General features: G+C 68.1%; 16 protein-coding genes. 6 read left to right on the top strand and 10 right to left on the bottom strand.

Annotated features, from left to right (window positions below; genetic code table 11):
- Positions 1–78: 78 nt before the first annotated feature.
- Positions 79–1,098 carry a glutaminase A gene (glsA, locus tag ACFVWR_RS06015; RefSeq protein WP_387209040.1) on the top strand — a complete coding sequence of 340 codons (1,020 nt, stop codon included), beginning with the start codon at positions 79–81 and terminating at the stop codon, positions 1,096–1,098.
- Entirely contained in the window at positions 1,095–2,729 is a 1,635-nt protein-coding gene (locus tag ACFVWR_RS06010; RefSeq protein ID WP_387209038.1) for an MFS transporter, read from the top strand. The genes glsA and ACFVWR_RS06010 overlap by 4 nt, the downstream gene beginning before the upstream one ends.
- 30 nt (positions 2,730–2,759) lie before the next feature.
- On the opposite strand, the gene ACFVWR_RS06005 is transcribed toward ACFVWR_RS06010, so the two are convergent.
- Positions 2,760–3,770 carry a DMT family transporter gene (locus ACFVWR_RS06005; protein WP_387209036.1) on the bottom strand — a complete coding sequence of 337 codons (1,011 nt, stop codon included), beginning with the start codon at positions 3,768–3,770 and terminating at the stop codon, positions 2,760–2,762.
- A 71-nt stretch (positions 3,771–3,841) separates the two neighbouring features.
- Here ACFVWR_RS06005 and ACFVWR_RS06000 point away from each other — a divergent pair, with 71 nt between their 5' ends.
- Positions 3,842–4,402: a CGNR zinc finger domain-containing protein gene (locus ACFVWR_RS06000; protein ID WP_387209034.1), complete on the top strand. Its 561-nt coding sequence runs from the start codon at positions 3,842–3,844 to the stop codon at positions 4,400–4,402.
- Positions 4,403–4,553: 151 nt separating this feature from the next.
- Here ACFVWR_RS06000 and ACFVWR_RS05995 read toward each other — a convergent pair whose 3' ends face one another.
- The 5 genes from ACFVWR_RS05995 to ACFVWR_RS05975 form a co-directional block, all read right to left on the bottom strand.
- A complete protein-coding gene (locus ACFVWR_RS05995) occupies positions 4,554–5,531 on the bottom strand; it encodes an ROK family protein (protein ID WP_387209032.1) in 978 nt (325 codons plus the stop codon).
- A complete protein-coding gene (locus tag ACFVWR_RS05990) occupies positions 5,528–6,241 on the bottom strand; it encodes an N-acetylmannosamine-6-phosphate 2-epimerase (RefSeq protein ID WP_387209030.1) in 714 nt (237 codons plus the stop codon). The genes ACFVWR_RS05995 and ACFVWR_RS05990 overlap by 4 nt, the downstream gene beginning before the upstream one ends.
- Positions 6,222–7,010 (bottom strand): carbohydrate ABC transporter permease, encoded by a 789-nt coding sequence (locus ACFVWR_RS05985; RefSeq protein WP_387209028.1) that lies wholly within the window; start codon positions 7,008–7,010, stop codon positions 6,222–6,224. The genes ACFVWR_RS05990 and ACFVWR_RS05985 overlap by 20 nt, the downstream gene beginning before the upstream one ends.
- 100 nt (positions 7,011–7,110) lie before the next feature.
- Positions 7,111–8,034 carry a carbohydrate ABC transporter permease gene (locus ACFVWR_RS05980; protein ID WP_387209026.1) on the bottom strand — a complete coding sequence of 308 codons (924 nt, stop codon included), beginning with the start codon at positions 8,032–8,034 and terminating at the stop codon, positions 7,111–7,113.
- Positions 8,024–9,319: an ABC transporter substrate-binding protein gene (locus ACFVWR_RS05975; protein WP_387209024.1), complete on the bottom strand. Its 1,296-nt coding sequence runs from the start codon at positions 9,317–9,319 to the stop codon at positions 8,024–8,026. The genes ACFVWR_RS05980 and ACFVWR_RS05975 overlap by 11 nt, the downstream gene beginning before the upstream one ends.
- A 181-nt stretch (positions 9,320–9,500) precedes the next feature.
- Between ACFVWR_RS05975 and ACFVWR_RS05970 the strand changes: the two genes are divergently transcribed.
- The 3 genes from ACFVWR_RS05970 to ACFVWR_RS05960 all read left to right on the top strand — a co-directional run bounded on the left by ACFVWR_RS05970 (position 9,501) and on the right by ACFVWR_RS05960 (position 13,655).
- Positions 9,501–10,214 (top strand): GntR family transcriptional regulator, encoded by a 714-nt coding sequence (locus tag ACFVWR_RS05970; protein WP_387209022.1) that lies wholly within the window; start codon positions 9,501–9,503, stop codon positions 10,212–10,214.
- Between the two features lie 58 nt (positions 10,215–10,272).
- Positions 10,273–11,781, top strand: a complete 1,509-nt coding sequence (locus ACFVWR_RS05965) for a DUF4127 family protein (RefSeq protein WP_387209020.1) — start codon at positions 10,273–10,275, stop codon at positions 11,779–11,781.
- Between the two features lie 110 nt (positions 11,782–11,891).
- Positions 11,892–13,655, top strand: coding sequence for a DUF4434 domain-containing protein (locus tag ACFVWR_RS05960; protein WP_387209018.1), 1,764 nt, complete (start codon positions 11,892–11,894; stop codon positions 13,653–13,655).
- 96 nt (positions 13,656–13,751) lie between these two features.
- On the opposite strand, the gene ACFVWR_RS05955 is transcribed toward ACFVWR_RS05960, so the two are convergent.
- From ACFVWR_RS05955 to ACFVWR_RS05940, 4 genes are all read right to left on the bottom strand, one after another.
- Complete coding sequence (locus ACFVWR_RS05955) at positions 13,752–14,951, bottom strand: RNA polymerase sigma factor (RefSeq protein ID WP_387209112.1); 1,200 nt, start codon at positions 14,949–14,951, stop codon at positions 13,752–13,754.
- 35 nt (positions 14,952–14,986) lie between these two features.
- Positions 14,987–15,406 carry a YciI family protein gene (locus ACFVWR_RS05950; RefSeq protein ID WP_387209016.1) on the bottom strand — a complete coding sequence of 140 codons (420 nt, stop codon included), beginning with the start codon at positions 15,404–15,406 and terminating at the stop codon, positions 14,987–14,989.
- A gap of 114 nt (positions 15,407–15,520) precedes the next feature.
- Positions 15,521–16,489: a diacylglycerol/lipid kinase family protein gene (locus ACFVWR_RS05945; RefSeq protein WP_387209014.1), complete on the bottom strand. Its 969-nt coding sequence runs from the start codon at positions 16,487–16,489 to the stop codon at positions 15,521–15,523.
- On the bottom strand, positions 16,486–16,713 hold the full coding sequence (locus ACFVWR_RS05940) for a hypothetical protein (protein ID WP_387209012.1): 228 nt from the start codon (positions 16,711–16,713) through the stop codon (positions 16,486–16,488). The genes ACFVWR_RS05945 and ACFVWR_RS05940 overlap by 4 nt, the downstream gene beginning before the upstream one ends.
- Positions 16,714–16,724 lie beyond the last annotated feature (11 nt).

The raw sequence follows: 16,724 nt of genomic DNA, 5'->3' as shown, positions 1-16,724 counted from the left end.
GGCCAGGATGCTCGGCGCGATAAGGTCCGAGAACAGGTGGTCCGACATCGCTGTCGCGTGGGATGTTGAAGGAGAAGCGTGCTCGATACGAACGTAGAAGGCGTGGAGCAGACCGTTTCTACCGGAAGGCTCCCGGCGCGCGGCAGTGTCGACGCCGTGGTGGCCGAAGCCTACGAGCGCAACCGCGGGAGTTCGGATGGCGCCGTGGCCGACTACATCCCGGTGCTCGCCGAGGTCGACCCGGAACTGTTCGGCATCTGTGTCGCCGAGGTCGACGGAGCTGTGCACGACGCCGGCGACTCGACCGTCGAGTTCTCGATCCAGTCCATCTCGAAGGCGTTCGTCTACGCACTGGTGTGCGAGGAGTTCGGGCACGCCGAGGTGGGTGAGCGCGTTGGCGTGAACAACACCGGCCTTGCGTTCAACTCGGTGGTCGCCATCGAGCTCAACGACGGGCATCCCATGAACCCCATGGTGAACGCCGGGGCCATTGCGACCACGGCGCTGATGCCGGGCACGACCTCGGCGGAGAAATGGGAGCACATCCGCACCGGCCTCTCGGCGTTCGCGGGCCGCAATCTCGAACTGGATGGCGTGGTCTACCGGTCTGAGGCCGAGACCAATCAGCGCAACCAGGCGATCGCGCGGCTCCTGCAGAGCTACGGCCGCATCACCGAAGACCCGCTCGAGATCGTCGACATCTACACCAGGCAGTGCGCACTGCGGGTGAGCGCGCACGACCTCGCCGTGATGGGTGCGACTCTGGCCGACGGAGGGGTGAACCCGGTAACGCGCGAGCGCGTGGTCTCCGCCGAGGTCTGCCGCGACACGCTCGCTGTGCTCGCAACGAACGGCCTGTACGAGCGCTCCGGCGAATGGCTCTTCGAGATCGGCCTCCCGGGCAAGTCCGGAGTCGCCGGCGGCATCGTCACGATCGCGCCCGGCAAGGGAGCGATCGGCACGTTCTCCCCTCGACTCGACCGGGCCGGCAACAGCGTGCGCGGACAGCGGGCCACCGCCTACCTGTCCCGCACCCTCGGCCTCAACATCTTCGCCTCCAGCAGCGCCGGCAACGCCAACAATGAGGAGCAGCCATGACAACGAACACGTCGACCGCGTCGCAGACCGAGCAGAAGGCATCCTGGGTGCCGATGGTCGGACTCTTCCTCGCTCAGGTGCTGATGTCGTTCAACGTCTCGGCGCTGCCCGTGTCGCTCGGCGGGATGGTCGACGACTTCAACGTACCGCCGACCACGGTCAGCACGGCCATCGTCACCTACGGCATCGCGGTGGCCGCGCTGGTGATGGTCGGCGCCAAGATCGGACAGCGGATCGGCTGGGTGCTCATCTTCCGCATCGTCGTCGCGTTGTTCGCCGCCTCCGCCCTGATGATGGTGTTCGCACCGACCATCGGCTGGGTGATCGCCGGCCAGGCGCTGGCGGGCGCCTCCGCCGCCATCATCGTGCCGTCGCTCGTGGCCCTGATCGCCGAGAACTACCACGGCGCCCAGCAGGCAACCGCGATCGGCTCGCTCGGTTCGGCCCGCGCCCTCTCGGGCGTGAGCGCCTTCCTCATCGGTGGAACCCTCGCGACGCTGGTCGGCTGGCGACCGGTGTTCCTGATCGTGCTCGCGCTGGCCGTCGCCGTCTTCCTGTTCAGTTTCCGGCTGCGCAGCGATGGCGCGAACCCTGCGGTGAAGATCGACGTCGTGGCCGCGGTCTTCATCGGCGCGGCGATCATCCTGCTCACGCTCGGCTTCAACAACCTCAACTCCTGGGGCGTGCTCGTCGCGCGGCCGACGGCGCCGTTCGAGATCTTCGGCCTCTCGCCCGCGCCGGTGTTCATCGTGCTCGGCCTGATTCTCGGGCAGGCGTTCTTCCTCTGGACGAGGCGGCGCACCAAGGCCGGAAAGGTTCCGCTCGTCAGCCTGTCGGTGCTCGGGTCGTCCAGCGAGCGCGCCGCGGTGTACGCGATGTTCATCGTCGTCTCCCTCGAAGCCGCACTGAACTTCACCGTTCCGCTCTACATCCAGATCGTGCAGGGCCGAACGCCGTTCGACACCTCGCTCGCGATGATGCCGTTCAACCTGACCGTGTTCATCGTCGCGACACTCGTCGTGCGCTTCTACAAGCGTTTCAGCCCCCGCACGATCGGGGTCTTCTCGTTCTCGCTGACGACGATCGCTCTGATCTGGCTCTCGTTCGTGGTCACCAACAACTGGGAGACGCTGCCGACCATCCTCGGACTCGTCGTGTTCGGCATCGGCCAGGGCGCGCTCGTGACGCTGGTGTTCAACGTGCTCGTGACGGCGGCGCCCAGAGAACTCGCGGGCGACGTCGGGTCGGTGCGCGGCACGACGCAGAACCTCGCGTCCGCCGTCGGAACCGCCCTCGCCGGCGCGATGCTGGTGACGATCCTCGGCATCAACGTGGGCCAGGCCGTCGTCAACAACGTCGAACTCTCACCGGCCCTCGTGGCGCAGGTCGACCTCGACGACGTCAACTTCATCAGCAACGACCAGCTGAAAGAGGTGCTCAGCAGCACCGACGCGAGCGCGGCTGAGGTGGACGCCGCCGTGGCGATCAACACCGACGCCCGGCTGACCGCGCTCAAGCTGGGGCTGCTCATCCTCGGCGGCATCAGCGCGATCGCCATCCTGCCCGCGAGCCGGCTCCCGCGGTACCGGCCGCACGAGATCCCGGAACCGGCGAACACCGCAGGAAAGTAGGCGGTACCCCGTGCTTGCCCCTGTGCCTGCCTAACCTCGCCGGGTGTCGAGGGGCGCGTCGTTGCGGGCTGGAGCCGCATCCGGGTCACCAGAACTCGCCCCTCGCGGCCTCGGCGCGGGCGCGGCGGGCTGCGGCTCGGGCTTCTCGGCGCGCACGAACGCGATGCCCGCCAGGATGAGCACGCCGCCGAGCAGCTGCGGCACCGTCAGGGCCTCGCCGAGGAGCAGCCAGGCGTAGAACGTCGCAGCCACGACCTCGAGCAGGCCGACGAAGGATGCGAGCCGCGAGCCCAGCATCTCCGTTGCTGTGATGCTGGTGGCATACGCGATGGCGGTCGCGAACACACCGACGACGACGAGCGGCACCCACCAGGGCGATGCCTGGCCGAACAGTTCCACGTCGCCGAAGGTCGCCGTGAAAGGGAGGAGCCCTGTCGCGCCGACGACGGCCAGCATGAGGCCACCCAGCAGCAGCCCCGCCGCCGCGAGCGCCACCGGCGGCAGACCGTCGCTCGGGCGGCCGGCGATCACGTAGAAACCCGCGCATCCGATCATGGCCAGCACCGCGAGCGTCAGCCCCAGCGGGTCGAGCTGCGTGGAGCCGTCGGGCGACACCACCATGATCAACCCCCCGATGGCGATCACGGAACCGATCAGCACCACGGGCTTCGGCGCGCGGCGGGTGGTCACCCAGACGAAGGCGACGAGCAGCAGCGGCGCCAGATACTCGATCAGGATGCCCGTGCTCACGGGGATGCGCTGGATCGCGGCGAAATAGACGACCTGGGTCGCCGCCACACCGAGCACGCCCATCCCCAGTACCCGCCAGCGTCCGCGCCAGAGGGCGGACCAGCGGCCCCTTAGTGCGACGATCGCGACCGGTGCGAGCACGACTCCGCCTGTCAGAGCCCTCACGGTGACCGCCGCCACCGGCGACCATCCGGCCTCGAGCAACGGTTTCACGAACGCACCCGACAGTCCGAAGGTCGCCGCCGCGATGACGGCGATGACGAGCCCGAGTGACGTCGATCTGCGCTGCATGGTGAGCCCCTTGTCAGGGTCTAGGTAGATGATGCTCCTGACGGTAGTCTTGTCGCGAGTAAGGAGTCAACTTGCGTTTTGCCCCTGACACTGAGGATGCGCTCGAGTTCGCCGTGACGCTGTGCAACACGGTGCCCTCCGCGTCCCGCAGCGGCGACGACGTGCTCGCCACACCCGACCAGCTGGTCGCCCTCATCACCGCGAACCAGTACTCCGGCCGGGTCGACGGTGACGAGGCGGAACTCGCCGAGGTGCACGCCACCCGCGACCGTCTGCGCCGCGCCTGGACGATGAGCCGCGACGATGCCGCCCACGAAGTGAACGCCATGCTCGCCGACGCCCGCGCCCTCCCCCATCTGATGCGGCACGACGGGTTCGACTGGCACCTGCACGCCACGGCTCAGGATGCGCCGCTCGCCGAGCGCATCCGGGTCGAGGTCGCGCTGGCGCTCGTCGACGTGATCCGCTCCTCGGAGACCGGCCGTCTGCGCGTCTGCGCCGCCGACGACTGCACCGGCCTGCTGCTCGACCTCTCACGCAACGGCTCCAAGCGCTTCTGCAGCGTGCGCTGCGGCAACAGGATGAACATGGTCGCCTTCCGCGCCCGCAAAGAGGCCGGCCCCGGCGCGTAGCCCGCCGCGCTCCCGCGCACGCGCGCCCGCGAAGGGCGAGAAGCTGCGACCTCAGAACGCGTCAGCTCGCAAGAACTCGCCCCTCGCGGCAAGCGGAGCTGCGGGAGGGGGGGGGCCGGGGACGGGCGAGGGGCCCGGGGCCGGCGAGTGGTCAGACGAAGTGATCGGCGGCCGCGGCGCCGGCCGCGATGCGCGAGGCGAGTCCGCCGGCGCCCACGATCGCCGCGTCCGGCCCGAGGCGCGCGATCGACACCGCGACCTCGTCGAACGGCGCCCGGAGACTGCTGCGAAGACTTTCGACGATCGGCGCGAGAAACAGGTCGCCGAGCCCCGACACTCCTCCGCCGAGAACGATCTCTCCCGGATCGAGCAGGGTGACGGATGCGGCCAGCGACTCCCCCAGGTCTTCGGCTGCAACCCGAATCACCTGCGCGGCCACGATGTCGCCGCCCGCGGCCAGCCGCCCGATGTCGCGCAGCCCCAGCCTGTCGCCCGTGAAATCGAGGTAGGTGCGCTCGATGCCGGGCCCGCTGGCGAACGCTTCGACGTGATTCACCCCGCCGCACGAGCAGACGCGGCGGTGTGCCGACGAGATCGAGACGTGCCCCACGGATCCGGCCAGGCCCGACCTGCCGTGCAGCACCCGGGCGCTCGAGACCACCGCGCCGCCGATTCCGGTGCCGATGGCGACGAAGAGGAAGCGTGCCCGCTGCACCGGGCCCGACCAGAGTTCGCCGAGCGCGGCCGCGTGCACATCATTGACCGCCACTGCCGGTGCACCGAATCGGTCGCGCAGGTATCCCGCGACGTCGGTGCCCGTCCAGCCCGCGAGGTGGTCGGTCGCGTGCACGACTCGGCCGACCGTGTCGAAAGCGCCCGCACTGCCGATCCCGAAGCCGACCGGCACGATCCCGAGCTCGCTCGACACGCGCTCGGCGAGCCCGGCCGCGCAGTCGAGAACCGCCGCCGCCCCCTCGTGGGCGGGAGTCGGCGCGTCGATGCGACCGGCGAGGCTGCCATCCGGATACACGGCTGCCGCCGCGGTCTTGGTGCCTCCGATGTCGATGCCGACGCTGACGCCGAGGTCGTCACCGCCACGCGCCTCGCTCATCGATCGCGCGGCGCTCATCGGGCGCGCGGCGTCACGGCCGCGAATCTGCGCGTGATCTGCACCGGATCGGTGATCGCACCACCGACCACGACCGCGAACGCTCCTGCGTCGAACGCGCGTGCCACGTCATCCGGGGTGACGAACCGCCCTTCGGCGAGCACGCGGACGCCCTGAGACGCCAACTCGGCGACGAGCCCGACATCCGGCGACAGGTCGGCGCGGGAGTACGGGGTGTACCCCGACAGCGTCGTGCCCACGAAGGATGCGCCCGCCGACCACGACTCGAGCCCCTCGTCGAGGGTGGAGACGTCAGCCATCACCGCGATGCGCGTCGCAGCGACAGCGCCGCGCACACGGGCACCGACGTCGTCGAACACCTCCGCCGTGGCGTCGACGGCCGCCACGTCGGCGCCGGCGCGCGCGAGGGCGACGACCTGCGCATCCGTGACGGTGATCACGCTGCGCCGCCTGCCCTGCTGTTTGTCCAGCCCGATGATCGGCACATCGGTGAGCGCACGCACCGCGGCGATGTCCGCAGCACCGTTGACCCGAAGGCCGACGGCGCCGCCCTGCAACGCGCTCTCGGCGAGCCGCGCGATCGTCTCCGTGTGGCGCATCGGAGAGCCGGCCGACGCCTGGCAGGAGACGATGAGGCCCCCTTCGATCGTGGACAGGAGGCCACCGAGCGCGTCGACGGCCTGCTCGTCGCTATTTGAGTGCGCCAGCACTGATACCCCCTACGAAGTAGCGCTGGAACACCACGAACAGTGCGAGCGCGGGAATGGTGAACAGAACGGATGCGGCCATCAGCGGACCCCACTCGACGTTGTGTTCGCCGAAGAACGAGTAGAGCCCGATCGACAGTGTGTACTTCGAGGCGTCGTTGAGGTAGATCAACGGGTTGAGGAAGTCGGTCCACGCCCAGACGAACTGGAAGATGGTGGCCGTGATCAGCGCGGGACGAGCTTGGGGCAGCACGATCGACCAGTAGATGCGGAACTCGGATGCTCCGTCGATGCGCGCCGCCTGCAGCAGTTCGTTCGGCACCGACATCAGGAACTGTCGCAGCATGAAGATGAGGAACGGTGTGCCGAAGAACGCCGGAGCGACCAGCGGAATGATGCTGTTGGTCGCGCCCACACCGTTCCAGAGCAGGAACAGGGGGATCATCGTCACCTGAGGCGGCAACATCATCGTGGCCATCACGATGATCAGGAGCGGCCTCTGCCCTCGCCAGCCGATCTTCGACAGCGAATAGGCCACCAGCGGCGAGGCGATGAGCATCCCTAGCACGGAGAGTGCCGCGATCACGATCGTGTTCCAGAGGTACTGCCAGAACGGGATCTGCTCGAAGACCGCGACGAAGTTGTCGAGTGTCCACTCTTTCGGCCACAGGCTGGGCGGCGCGCTGAAGATGTCTGCGGGCAGTTTGAACGCGGTGCTCAGCATCGCGAGAAACGGGAAGACGAACGCCAGCGTCAGCACCCAGACGAGCACGTAGCGCCCCGTGGTTCGGCCCGGGCGTCGACGGCGCGTGCGCCTGGCCGGGGGAGCCGACCGCCGCATCGGAGGACCGTCCAGCGTCGCCGGGCGCGTGTCAGTCGCGTTCAGCACCATAGTGAACCCATTTCTTCGATGACCAGAGCAGCAAGAGGGTGATCACCAGCGTGATCAGGAACAGCACCCACGCCATCGCCGAGGCGTAGCCCATCTTCAGGAACACGAACGCGTTCTGGTAGAGGTACATGGCGTAGCTGATCATCGACTGCCCCGGGCCACCGCTCGCCTCGTTGAGCCGCGTCTGCGTCAGGAGGTACGGCTGGGTGAAGATCTGCAGGTAGGCGATCACCGTGACGATCACCTGGAACAGCGTGACCGGCGAGATCGTGGGCCAGGTGATGTAGCGGAACCGCTTGAACCATCCGGCGCCGTCGAGCTCCGCCGCCTCGAACTGCTCGGCGGGCACCTCTTTGATGGCGGCCAGGTAGATGATCATCGTGCCGCCGATGGTCCAGAGGCACATCAGCAGGATGGCCGGTTTGCCCCAGTCGGGCTGTTCGAGCCATTCCGGCTGCGGCAGATGAAGCACCCCGAGGAAGTAGTTGACGAATCCATACTGCGTGTTCAGCAACCAGCGCCAGAGGTAGCCGCCGACCACCACCGGAACGATGGTGGGGAGGTAGACCAGTGCCCGATACAAGGGCTGACCACGCACGGGCAGGTTCAGGAAATGAGCGCCCGCGATCGAGATCAGGATCGTCAGGGGCACGCCGAACACAGTGAGGAACAGCGTGTTCCAGAGCGACTTCCAGAACGTGGAGTCCTGGAACATGTGCACGTAGTTGTCCAGCCCGACCCACGACGGCGCCTGGAAGAGGTTGAAGTTCGTGAAGCTGTAGCCGGCCGACGCGAGCACCGGCCAGACGATGAATACGGCCGCGCCCACGATGAACGGCGACGCGAACGCCAGACCCAGAAGGGTCTGGCGTCGCGCGACGCGGTTTGCGGTCTTAGCCGGCATCGTACGAGGAGACCTTGTCTGCCACCGACTTCATGGCCGCCTGCGGCTTGGCGACTCCGCGAACCACGTCGTCGAACGCGGTGCCGAGGTCGGTCGCATAGTGGGCGCTGTACGGCTGGCTCGCGAGCGCGTGGGCGTTCTTACTGGTGAGCGCCTTCAGCCAGGAGTCGAAGTTGGGGATGCTGCTGTACGCCGGATCGGTCAGCAGCGAGGTCTTCGACGGCAGGTTGCCGAGCGCGAGCGTGAAGTCGGTCATCGGCTTGTCGCCCACGATGTAAGCCAGGAACTTGGCGGCCTCCGCCTTGTGCTTCGAGTTGCTCGGGATGAACAGCGTGCTCGTCGACACCTGGGTCGTTCCGGCCAGCGAGTCGTCGAGGGCCGGGATGTCGATCACGCCCCAGTTCAGCGAGGGTGCGACCTTGGGGATGTTCACCGCCTGCCACTCGCCGTCGATCACCATCGCCTCCTTGCCGGTGTAGAACGGGTCCTGGGCCGACATGTACTGCCCGAGACCGCTGGTGAACGAGACGATCTTGTCGGCGCCGAACTTGTCGGTGAGCGTCGAGTCATACCAGTTCAGCGCATCGATGTTCTTCGGGTCGTCGGGCGACGGCGTCCTGTTGTCGTCTCCGTCCCAGGTTCCGCCGAACGCATACCCGAGGGTCGTGAGCAGGGTCGACGTGGAGGGGTTGCCGAGACCGATCTGGGTGATGGCCCCACTGGAGTCGGTGACGGTGAGCTTCTGGATGGCCGTGGCCAGCTCATCCATCGTGGTCGGCGGCTGCACCCCGGCTTTCGCCAGCAGGTCTTTGTTGTACATGAGTTGCTGGGTGTGCACCGCGATGGGCAGCGCGTAGGTCTTTCCCTGGAACTTCATCTGCTCCATCGATGCCGGAGCGAAATCGCCGAGGTCGACCTTCTCCGTCTTCAGGTAGTCGTCGAGCGGGGCGAGGATGCCTTTCGACGCCCAGGAGCCGACCGCGTTGCCGAAGTTGTCGGAGATGTCGAAGCTGCCGTTGCTCGACGACATCGAGGTGAGCTGCTTCTGCGCGTCGGGGCTGGAGACGCCGACGACCTTGATCTCCGACTGGCTCTTGTTGAAGTCTGCGATGACTTTCTCGAGAGCCTTCGCCTCCTCGCCTCCCCAGAGGTAGGAGAACGTGATGGTGGTCGGCCCTGAGCTCGCCGCGCCCGAGCAGCCGGTGAGAGCGATCGCCGCCGCGACGACGCTCGTCAGTGCGGTCGCCCGCAGGGCGAGCCGCCGCCTGGTGTTCCTGGACTTCATGGGTGGTCCTTACCGGTGTGAGGGATGGGGGATTGTGTTGCCTGTCAATTGGTGTACTCCATTCCGCCGAACCGTGTCAACAGATTTCCTGATTCCGGGCCGGACTTGCGCTGATTGGCTGGAGCATCCCTAAAATGGTTCCTACCAATTGATCGCACCAACCCGCAGAGGGAGCATCCGGATGGCGGAACAGCACACGAAGTCCGAGCGCCTGCGCCAGCACCTGGTCGACGTGATCGATCAAGGGCTCGAGCCGCACTCGAAACTGCCCGCCGAGCGCGACCTCGCCACGGAGTTCGACGTGAGCCGCCTGACCGTGCGCCGGGCACTCGACCGGCTCGAGCACGACGGTCTCGTCTACCGCGTTCAGGGCGCCGGCACCTTCGTGGCCGCCCCGCGAATCACGAAGTCGGTCGAGTTGACCTCGTTCAGCGAAGACATGCGCGCCCGAGGGCTCGAACCCGGCTCATCGATCCTGGCCAGCGAGACCATCGCCGCCGGCGCGCGGCTCGGCGCGAAGCTGCGGGTCAGCCCCTCCGACGAGCTGTTCCACATCCGTCGCGCACGCACCGCCGACGGTGAGCCGATGGCGCTCGAGGACTCCTACCTCAACCCCAAGCTGTTCCCCGGGCTCATCGACAACGTGGGCGAGGAGTCGCTTTACAAGATTCTCGAGACCGAATACGGCATGCGCATCGAGTGGGCCGAACAGAGCATCCACGCCAGCGTGCTCGAGCCCGACGAGGCGGCCATTCTGCACGCGCCCGCGTTCTCGCCAGCCTTCTACGTCACCCGAACCAGCTTCGACGCCAAAGACCGGGCCGTGGAATATGCCGAGTCGACGTATCGCGGCGACCGGTACCACTACGAACTCCAGATCCACCGTTCCCGCTGAGTCGTCGCCGCACGGCTGCGTGCGCCGTTCCACGCCTGACCCCTCACTTGGAGACTCCATGCGCATCGCCCTCGTTCCGCTCGACGAACGGCCCGTGAACGTCGACCTGCCCCGGCAGGTAGCGGCGATCGCGGGGGTCGAGCTGCTTCTCCCTCCCGATGACGCGATGCCCGACTTCCGCGCCCCGGCCGACGTCGACGCGTTGCACGGTTGGCTGCGCCGACTGGTCGTGAGCGGCGATGTCGAGCAGCTGGTCGTCTGTGTCGACACCCTGGTGCACGGCGGCATCATCCCCGCGCGCATCACAGACGACAGCACGTCGACGGCACTGCACCGGCTCGGCCTGCTGCGAGAGCTCAAGGCGACCGCTCCCGACCTCCGCTTGACCGCGGCCTCCCTCATCATGCGGGCGAGCAATTCGTACTCCAGCGTCGAGGAGCCCAGCTACTGGAGCGAGTACGGCCGCGAACTGCACGCGCTGGGCGGCGACCTGCACCGGATGCTCGAGGTCGACGCGACCGGCGGCGAGCGCACCACGACGCCCGTCGACACCCCGGTGCCGGATGCGGTGCGCAGGGACTTCGAGCTCCGCCGGCTCCGCAATCACACGATCAACCTGGCGGCACTCGCCTTGCACGAGGAGGGCGTCGTTTCGACACTGACGCTGACCGCCGACGACACCGCCCCCTCCTCCGCCGGCTCCGCGGAGCAACTCTGGCTGCGGCATTGGGCCCGCGCTCTTCCCCGCGGTCACGAGGTGCTGATGTACCCGGGCGCCGACGAGGTGGGCGCGGTGCTGGTCGCGCGTGCGATCTCGGAACGCGTCGGAACGCCGACCTGGCGCATCTCCTGCGGCGAGGCGGGCGGCCTCGATCGGGTGCCGAACTTCGAGAATGCTCCCCTGACCGACAGCCTGAACCGCCAGATCGTCGCGTCCGGCGGGCGTCTGGCCGAGGCGGACGAGACGCCGGACCTCATCGTGGTCGCCCATGCTCCCGACCCGGCTCGCGGCGACTATTTCGGTCGTCGTCCCGACTCCGACCCGGTCGCCACCGCGAGCACCGTCGCCGCCGTGCGGGATGCGCTGGACACCGGCGCGATCGTCGCCTTGGCCGACGTGCGGTTCAGCAACGGCGGCGACCCAGAGCTCGTCGACGCCCTGGCCGACGCGGGACTGCTCCTCCGCCTTTCGTCGTACGGGGGCTGGAACACGGCCGGCAACTCGATCGGTGGTGCGGTGGCTCAGGCCGCGGCGCTGTGGGCCGGACGCTCCCTGGGCACGGCGGACGACGTCGCGGTTCGCCGCGCACTGCTCACCCGCATCCTCGACGACCGCGCCTATCAGAGCGACACCCGGCTCGGGATGCACGAGGCCGAGTTCGCGGGCCGCATCGGGCCTATCGACGAGTCGGCGCAGGAGGCGGCGGAGGCGCGCATCGCGCGTGAGCTCCAGGGGTATCTGGACCGCGTCGCACCGGCCGGTGAGCCGTGGCGCATCCAGCGGCTGACGCTCCCCTGGCACCGCAGCTTCGAGATCGGCCTCGACCTCGCCCGAGAGGATTGGTAAAGACCAATCGAGCATGACCCCCGCCGATTAAGCAATGCATTGCTTAATACCTCCCGAGTGGTGTACACCATTAACGACATCGCGTCGAACCACTCACCGAAGGAGTAGGCATGAGTCTTTCCCTCGGGCGGCGTACCGCCGCCCTGATCGCCGGCGCGGGCCTCGCCCTCGCCCTCATCACGCCCGCGGGCGGGGCGTCGGCCACCCCGACCTGTACGACCACCCCGCGAATCGACGGCAGCTTCATCCAGCCCGCTCTGGTCGACGGGTGGTCGTCCGCGCAGCTGACCTCGGAGTTCAGCACCCTCACCAACGCCTGCATCACGAGCCAGGTGCTGCAGTGGACGGCAGACACCAAAGCGTCGACCACGGTCTACCCCAGCAGCCTGAGCGGCTACGCCCAGAGCACCTCGACCGACGTCGTCTCGCGAGTGCTCACCGCCGCCGACACGGCCGGCGTCGTCGAGTACCTCGGGCTGCAAACCGACGACGACTGGTGGAACACCTACGCGAACGACACGACGTGGCTGAGCGGGCAGGCGACCAAAGCGAACGCGCTCGCCGACGACCTCTACAACCACTACGGCACGCACACGTCGTTCGCGGGATGGTATCTGCCGTTCGAGGTCGACAACTGGAACTTCACCTCGACGTCGTCGTGGAGCGCGATGGCGTCCTTCTACACGACCATCGCCAACCACCTACACGCTCTCACCCCGGGCAAGCCCGTGATCATCAGCCCCTTCTTCAACACCTCCGGAGGGCAGACGAGCAGTCAATGGACCACGATGTGGTCGACGATTCTGGCATCCGCGCCGATCGACGTCATCGCGCTGCAAGACGGCATCGGCGCCGGACACGCGAGCACCTCGCAGCTGGCCACCTGGTTCGCCGCGACGAAGAGCGCGATCACCAGCGCGCGGCCGGCGACAGCGCTCTGGGCTGACAGCGAGACGTTCAACCCCGACTTCACGCCGATGCCGATCGCCCAACTCGTGGCCGACCTCACTGCGGTCGCCCCTTACGTGTCGAAGACCCTGTCGTTCTCGTACGACCACTACGACAGCCCTCTCGTCGTCCCCGCGGTGTACGACACCACGTATCGCGGATACCTGTCATCGGGCACCGTCGAGACGTCGGCACCCAGCGTCCCCTCCTCGCTCAGCGCCACGTCGAGCGGCGTGACGAGCGTCGCACTCAGCTGGACGGCATCCACAGACAATGTCGGCATCGCCGGATACAAGCTGTACCGCGGCGGGTCGCTCGTGAAGGTCATCCAAGGCACAGGCACGACGTTCACGGATGCCGGGCTCAGCCCGTCCACGAGCTACAGCTATCGTCTTGCAGCGTTCGACGCCGCGGGTAACGTCTCCGCGCAAAGCACGGCGGCGAGCGCCACCACCGCCGCCGCGCCGGCCGCCGACCCTGTGGTCTCCTCGGGCAAGGCGTACACGAGCACCCTCGCCGCCGACGCCGGCTATCCCGACAGCTCAGGAACGGAGCTCACCAACGGCACCACGGGCTCCTCAAGCTACGCGGATGCCGCCTGGCAGGGCCGCAACACCGGCAGCCCGTACTCGTTCACCATCGACCTCGGCGCCACCAAGACGGTCACCCAGGTCGGAACATCCTGGCTGCAGACCAAGTCGCTGTACATCTTCTTGCCGTCGAGCATCCAAGTCTCCGTCTCCACGACGGGATCCTCGTTCACGCCGCTCGTCGCCCTCCCGGCGCCGAACGTGAGCGACGCCGACCAGCGGTACACCTACGCGGCCTACGGCCTCTCCGGATCCGGCCGCTACGTGAAGTTCACCGTGACCCCGGCCAGCAGCGCCTGGTCGTTCGCCGACGAGGCGACCGTGCGCGGGCACTGAGCTCGGGCATCCTGGCCGCCCACGCGGGGCGAGTTCTTGCGACCTGGGCGCCCGCCTGGCCCGCAAGAGCTCGCCCCTCGCGGGCCAGGCGGGCGACTACGGCCGGGCGGCCTTTTCCAGGAGCACGGCGCGCTCGGCGGCGTTGCCGCAGAGCTCGGCAGCGCGCAGGTACTCGTCCCGGGCTTCCGCCCGGCGGCCGAGGCGCGAGAGCAATTCCGCTCGCACGGCAGGCAGCAGGTGGGAGGCGCCCAGCCCGCCGCCCTCGGCCAGCTCGTCCACCTGGGTCAGCGCGACCGCCGGGCCCGAGGCCATCGCCACCGCGACCGTGCGGTTCAGTTCGACGACCGGTGAAGGCGCCACGCGGCCGAGCGCCTCGTACAGTACGACGATGCGGTCCCAATCGGTCTCCCTGACCGACGGTGCCACAGCGTGGCATTCGGCGATCGAGGCCTGAAGGCCGTACGGGCCGAGGCCGCGACCGGCTGCGATCGCCCGCTCGAGAGCTGCGCGGCCGCGGACGATCGCAGACCTGTCCCAACGGAGCCTGTCCTGTTCGTCGAGCAGCACGGGCTTCCCGGAGGCGTCCACGCGAGCGGGAAAGCGGGCCGCGGTCAGCTCCATGAGAGCGATCAGTCCGAACACCTCGGGCTCGGGCTCCAGCCGCGCCAGCACTCGGGCCAGCCGCTGCGCTTCGCCGGCGAGGTCGGTTCTGATCCAAGAGTCGCCGCCCGTGGCGGACGAGCCCTCCGTGAAAACGAGGTAGATGACGCTGAGCACGGAGGAGAGGCGCTCGGGCCGCTCGCGCGCATCCGGAACCTGGAAGGGCACGTGTGCTGCGGCGAGCGTCTTCTTCGCCCGCGTGATGCGCGCCTGCACAGTGGGCACCGGAACGAGGAAGGCCTTCGCGATCTCATCCGTCGTGAGTCCGCCGACCACACGCAAGGTCAGGGCGATGCGCGACTCCTTCGGGAGCAGCGGGTGGCACGCGGTGAACATGAGGGCGAGAACGTCGTCGTCGATCGCATCCGGATCGAACAACAGGTCGGCTCCGGGAGTGGTCTCGTCGAGGTCGCGCGCGAGCACCGCATACCGCTCATCCCCGGCCGCACGGCGACGAAACGCGTCGATCGCGCGGCGACGCCCGGCCGTGAGCAGCCAGGCGACCGGACTGTCGGGGATGCCGCCGGTCGCCCAGCCCACCAGGGCTTCGGCGAGCGCCTCCTGCGCCACATCCTCGGCCAGCGCGAAATCTCCGGTGTAGCGGGCGAGCGCGCCGACGATGCGGGCGGACTCCATCCGCCATACCGCCTCGACGGCGCGCCTCGCCTCGCTCACAGCTGGCCGGTGGCCTCGCGCCAGGCGCGTTCCTTCTGGATCCACACGTTGTCCTGCGGGAACTCGTCGATGGTCGGCACCCGGCGGATCTCGACCTTCGTTCCGCTCGCGCTGGGCACGCGCTTCGCCCACTCGACCGCCTCCTCCTTGGAGGCGACGTCGAGGATGTAGTAGCCGTTGAACAGCTCCTTCGTCTCGCCGTAAGGGCCATCGGTGACCACCGGCGACTCGCCCGTGAAGTCGACGACGACGCCCTGGGAGGCATCCTCGAGTCCCTCGGCCGCGAGCAGCACACCGGCACGGATCAGCTCGTCGTTGAATCGGCCGACCGATTCGAGCATCTCGGTGAAGTCGGCGTTCTGCATCGCCTCCAGGCCTTCGTCGGTCATCCGCCAGATCAGCATGTATTTCGCCATGGTTCTCATCCTTCGCTCTGCAGGGTCTGTCTGACCCTCTCATCCCAAGGTCGAACGACAAAGAGCAAGATCGACAGCAGCCGCAGAATCGGGCGAAATTATTTCGTCGGCGCGCTACCCGTCCGCCGGAACCCGTACGACGAGGCTCTTGGGGTCGACCCAGGTGCGGATCGCCGTCGCCTTGCCGAAGCTGTCTCCGTCGAGCTCGACCTCCTCCGCCTGACTCAGTTTCAGCACCAGCTCTTTGCCTTTGAGATAGTTGAGCGCCCGCACCTCTTTGGTGAGACCCATGAGCCGGCGGCCGGCCGTGGTGCGGCGCAGCACGCCGTTCTCCCAGAAGATCTTCACGACGATCTGCACCCAGCCGACGAACCCTTCGGGACGCAGCACGACGATGTCGAACTCGCCGTCGTCGACCGACGCGTCGGGGAGGAGCAGGATGTTCGCCGGCAACGACCCGCAGTTGCCGATCATGATCGTGTGGGCGCGCACCGAGTGCGTTGCGCCGCCGTCGATCCGGTATCGCATGTGCAGTTCGTTGCGGTCGAGCAGCGCCGTGCCGATCGCCTTCACGTAGGCGAGCCAGCCGGCTTTCGCCTTGAGCTCGTCGTCGGTGTTGGCGAGCATCTTCGCGTCGAGGCCGAGCCCGGCCATCACGAGGTAGGCATGACGTTGCGTCTTGGTGTCGCCGTTGCGCAACTCGATGACGCCCATGTCGATGGGGCGGTTCTCGCCGGTGAACGCCGTGGTGAGGGCGTTGTCCACATCGTCGAGCGTGAGGTCGAGGTTGCGGGCGAGCAGATTGCCTGTCCCCGACGGCAGCAGCGCCAGCGGCACGCCCGTGCCGCGCATCGCCTCGGCGACCACCCGGACGGTGCCGTCGCCGCCCGCGGCGATCACCAGTTCGACGTTCTCGGCGAGCGCCTGCTTCGCCTGCGCGCCTCCGGGCTCGTCGACCGTCGTCTCGAGCCACAGCGTCTCGCCCCAGCCGTGCTCGGACTCGAGATCGCGCACGGTGGCGCGGAGCGCATCCCCTTCGCCGTCGACCTTGACCGGGTTGAAGATGAGCGCGGCGCGCCTCATTCGCCGCCCCCGTCGCGGCGCTCGGTGTCGGGCTTGCCGGGGCGGGCGTTCGCGTCGTCGCGGATGTCGAGGCGCTTGCGCCCGGAGCCGGCGTCGGAGACGTCGATGCGTGGCTTGGCGTCGTCTTCGGTCGATTTCGGCGCGGTGGTCAGCTGATCCTCCCGAGCGGCCGCGTGCTGGTCGTCGTCGTGCGATCGGTCGTCGGATCCGGTCGTGGTGGGCATGCGCTCTCCTC

It is taken from the genome of Leifsonia sp. NPDC058292, from assembly GCF_042880955.1.
Taxonomy (GTDB): Bacteria; Actinomycetota; Actinomycetes; order Actinomycetales; family Microbacteriaceae; genus Leifsonia.
The sequence above is the reverse complement of the archived record's forward strand: the minus strand, read 5'-3'. Positions and strand labels throughout refer to the sequence as shown.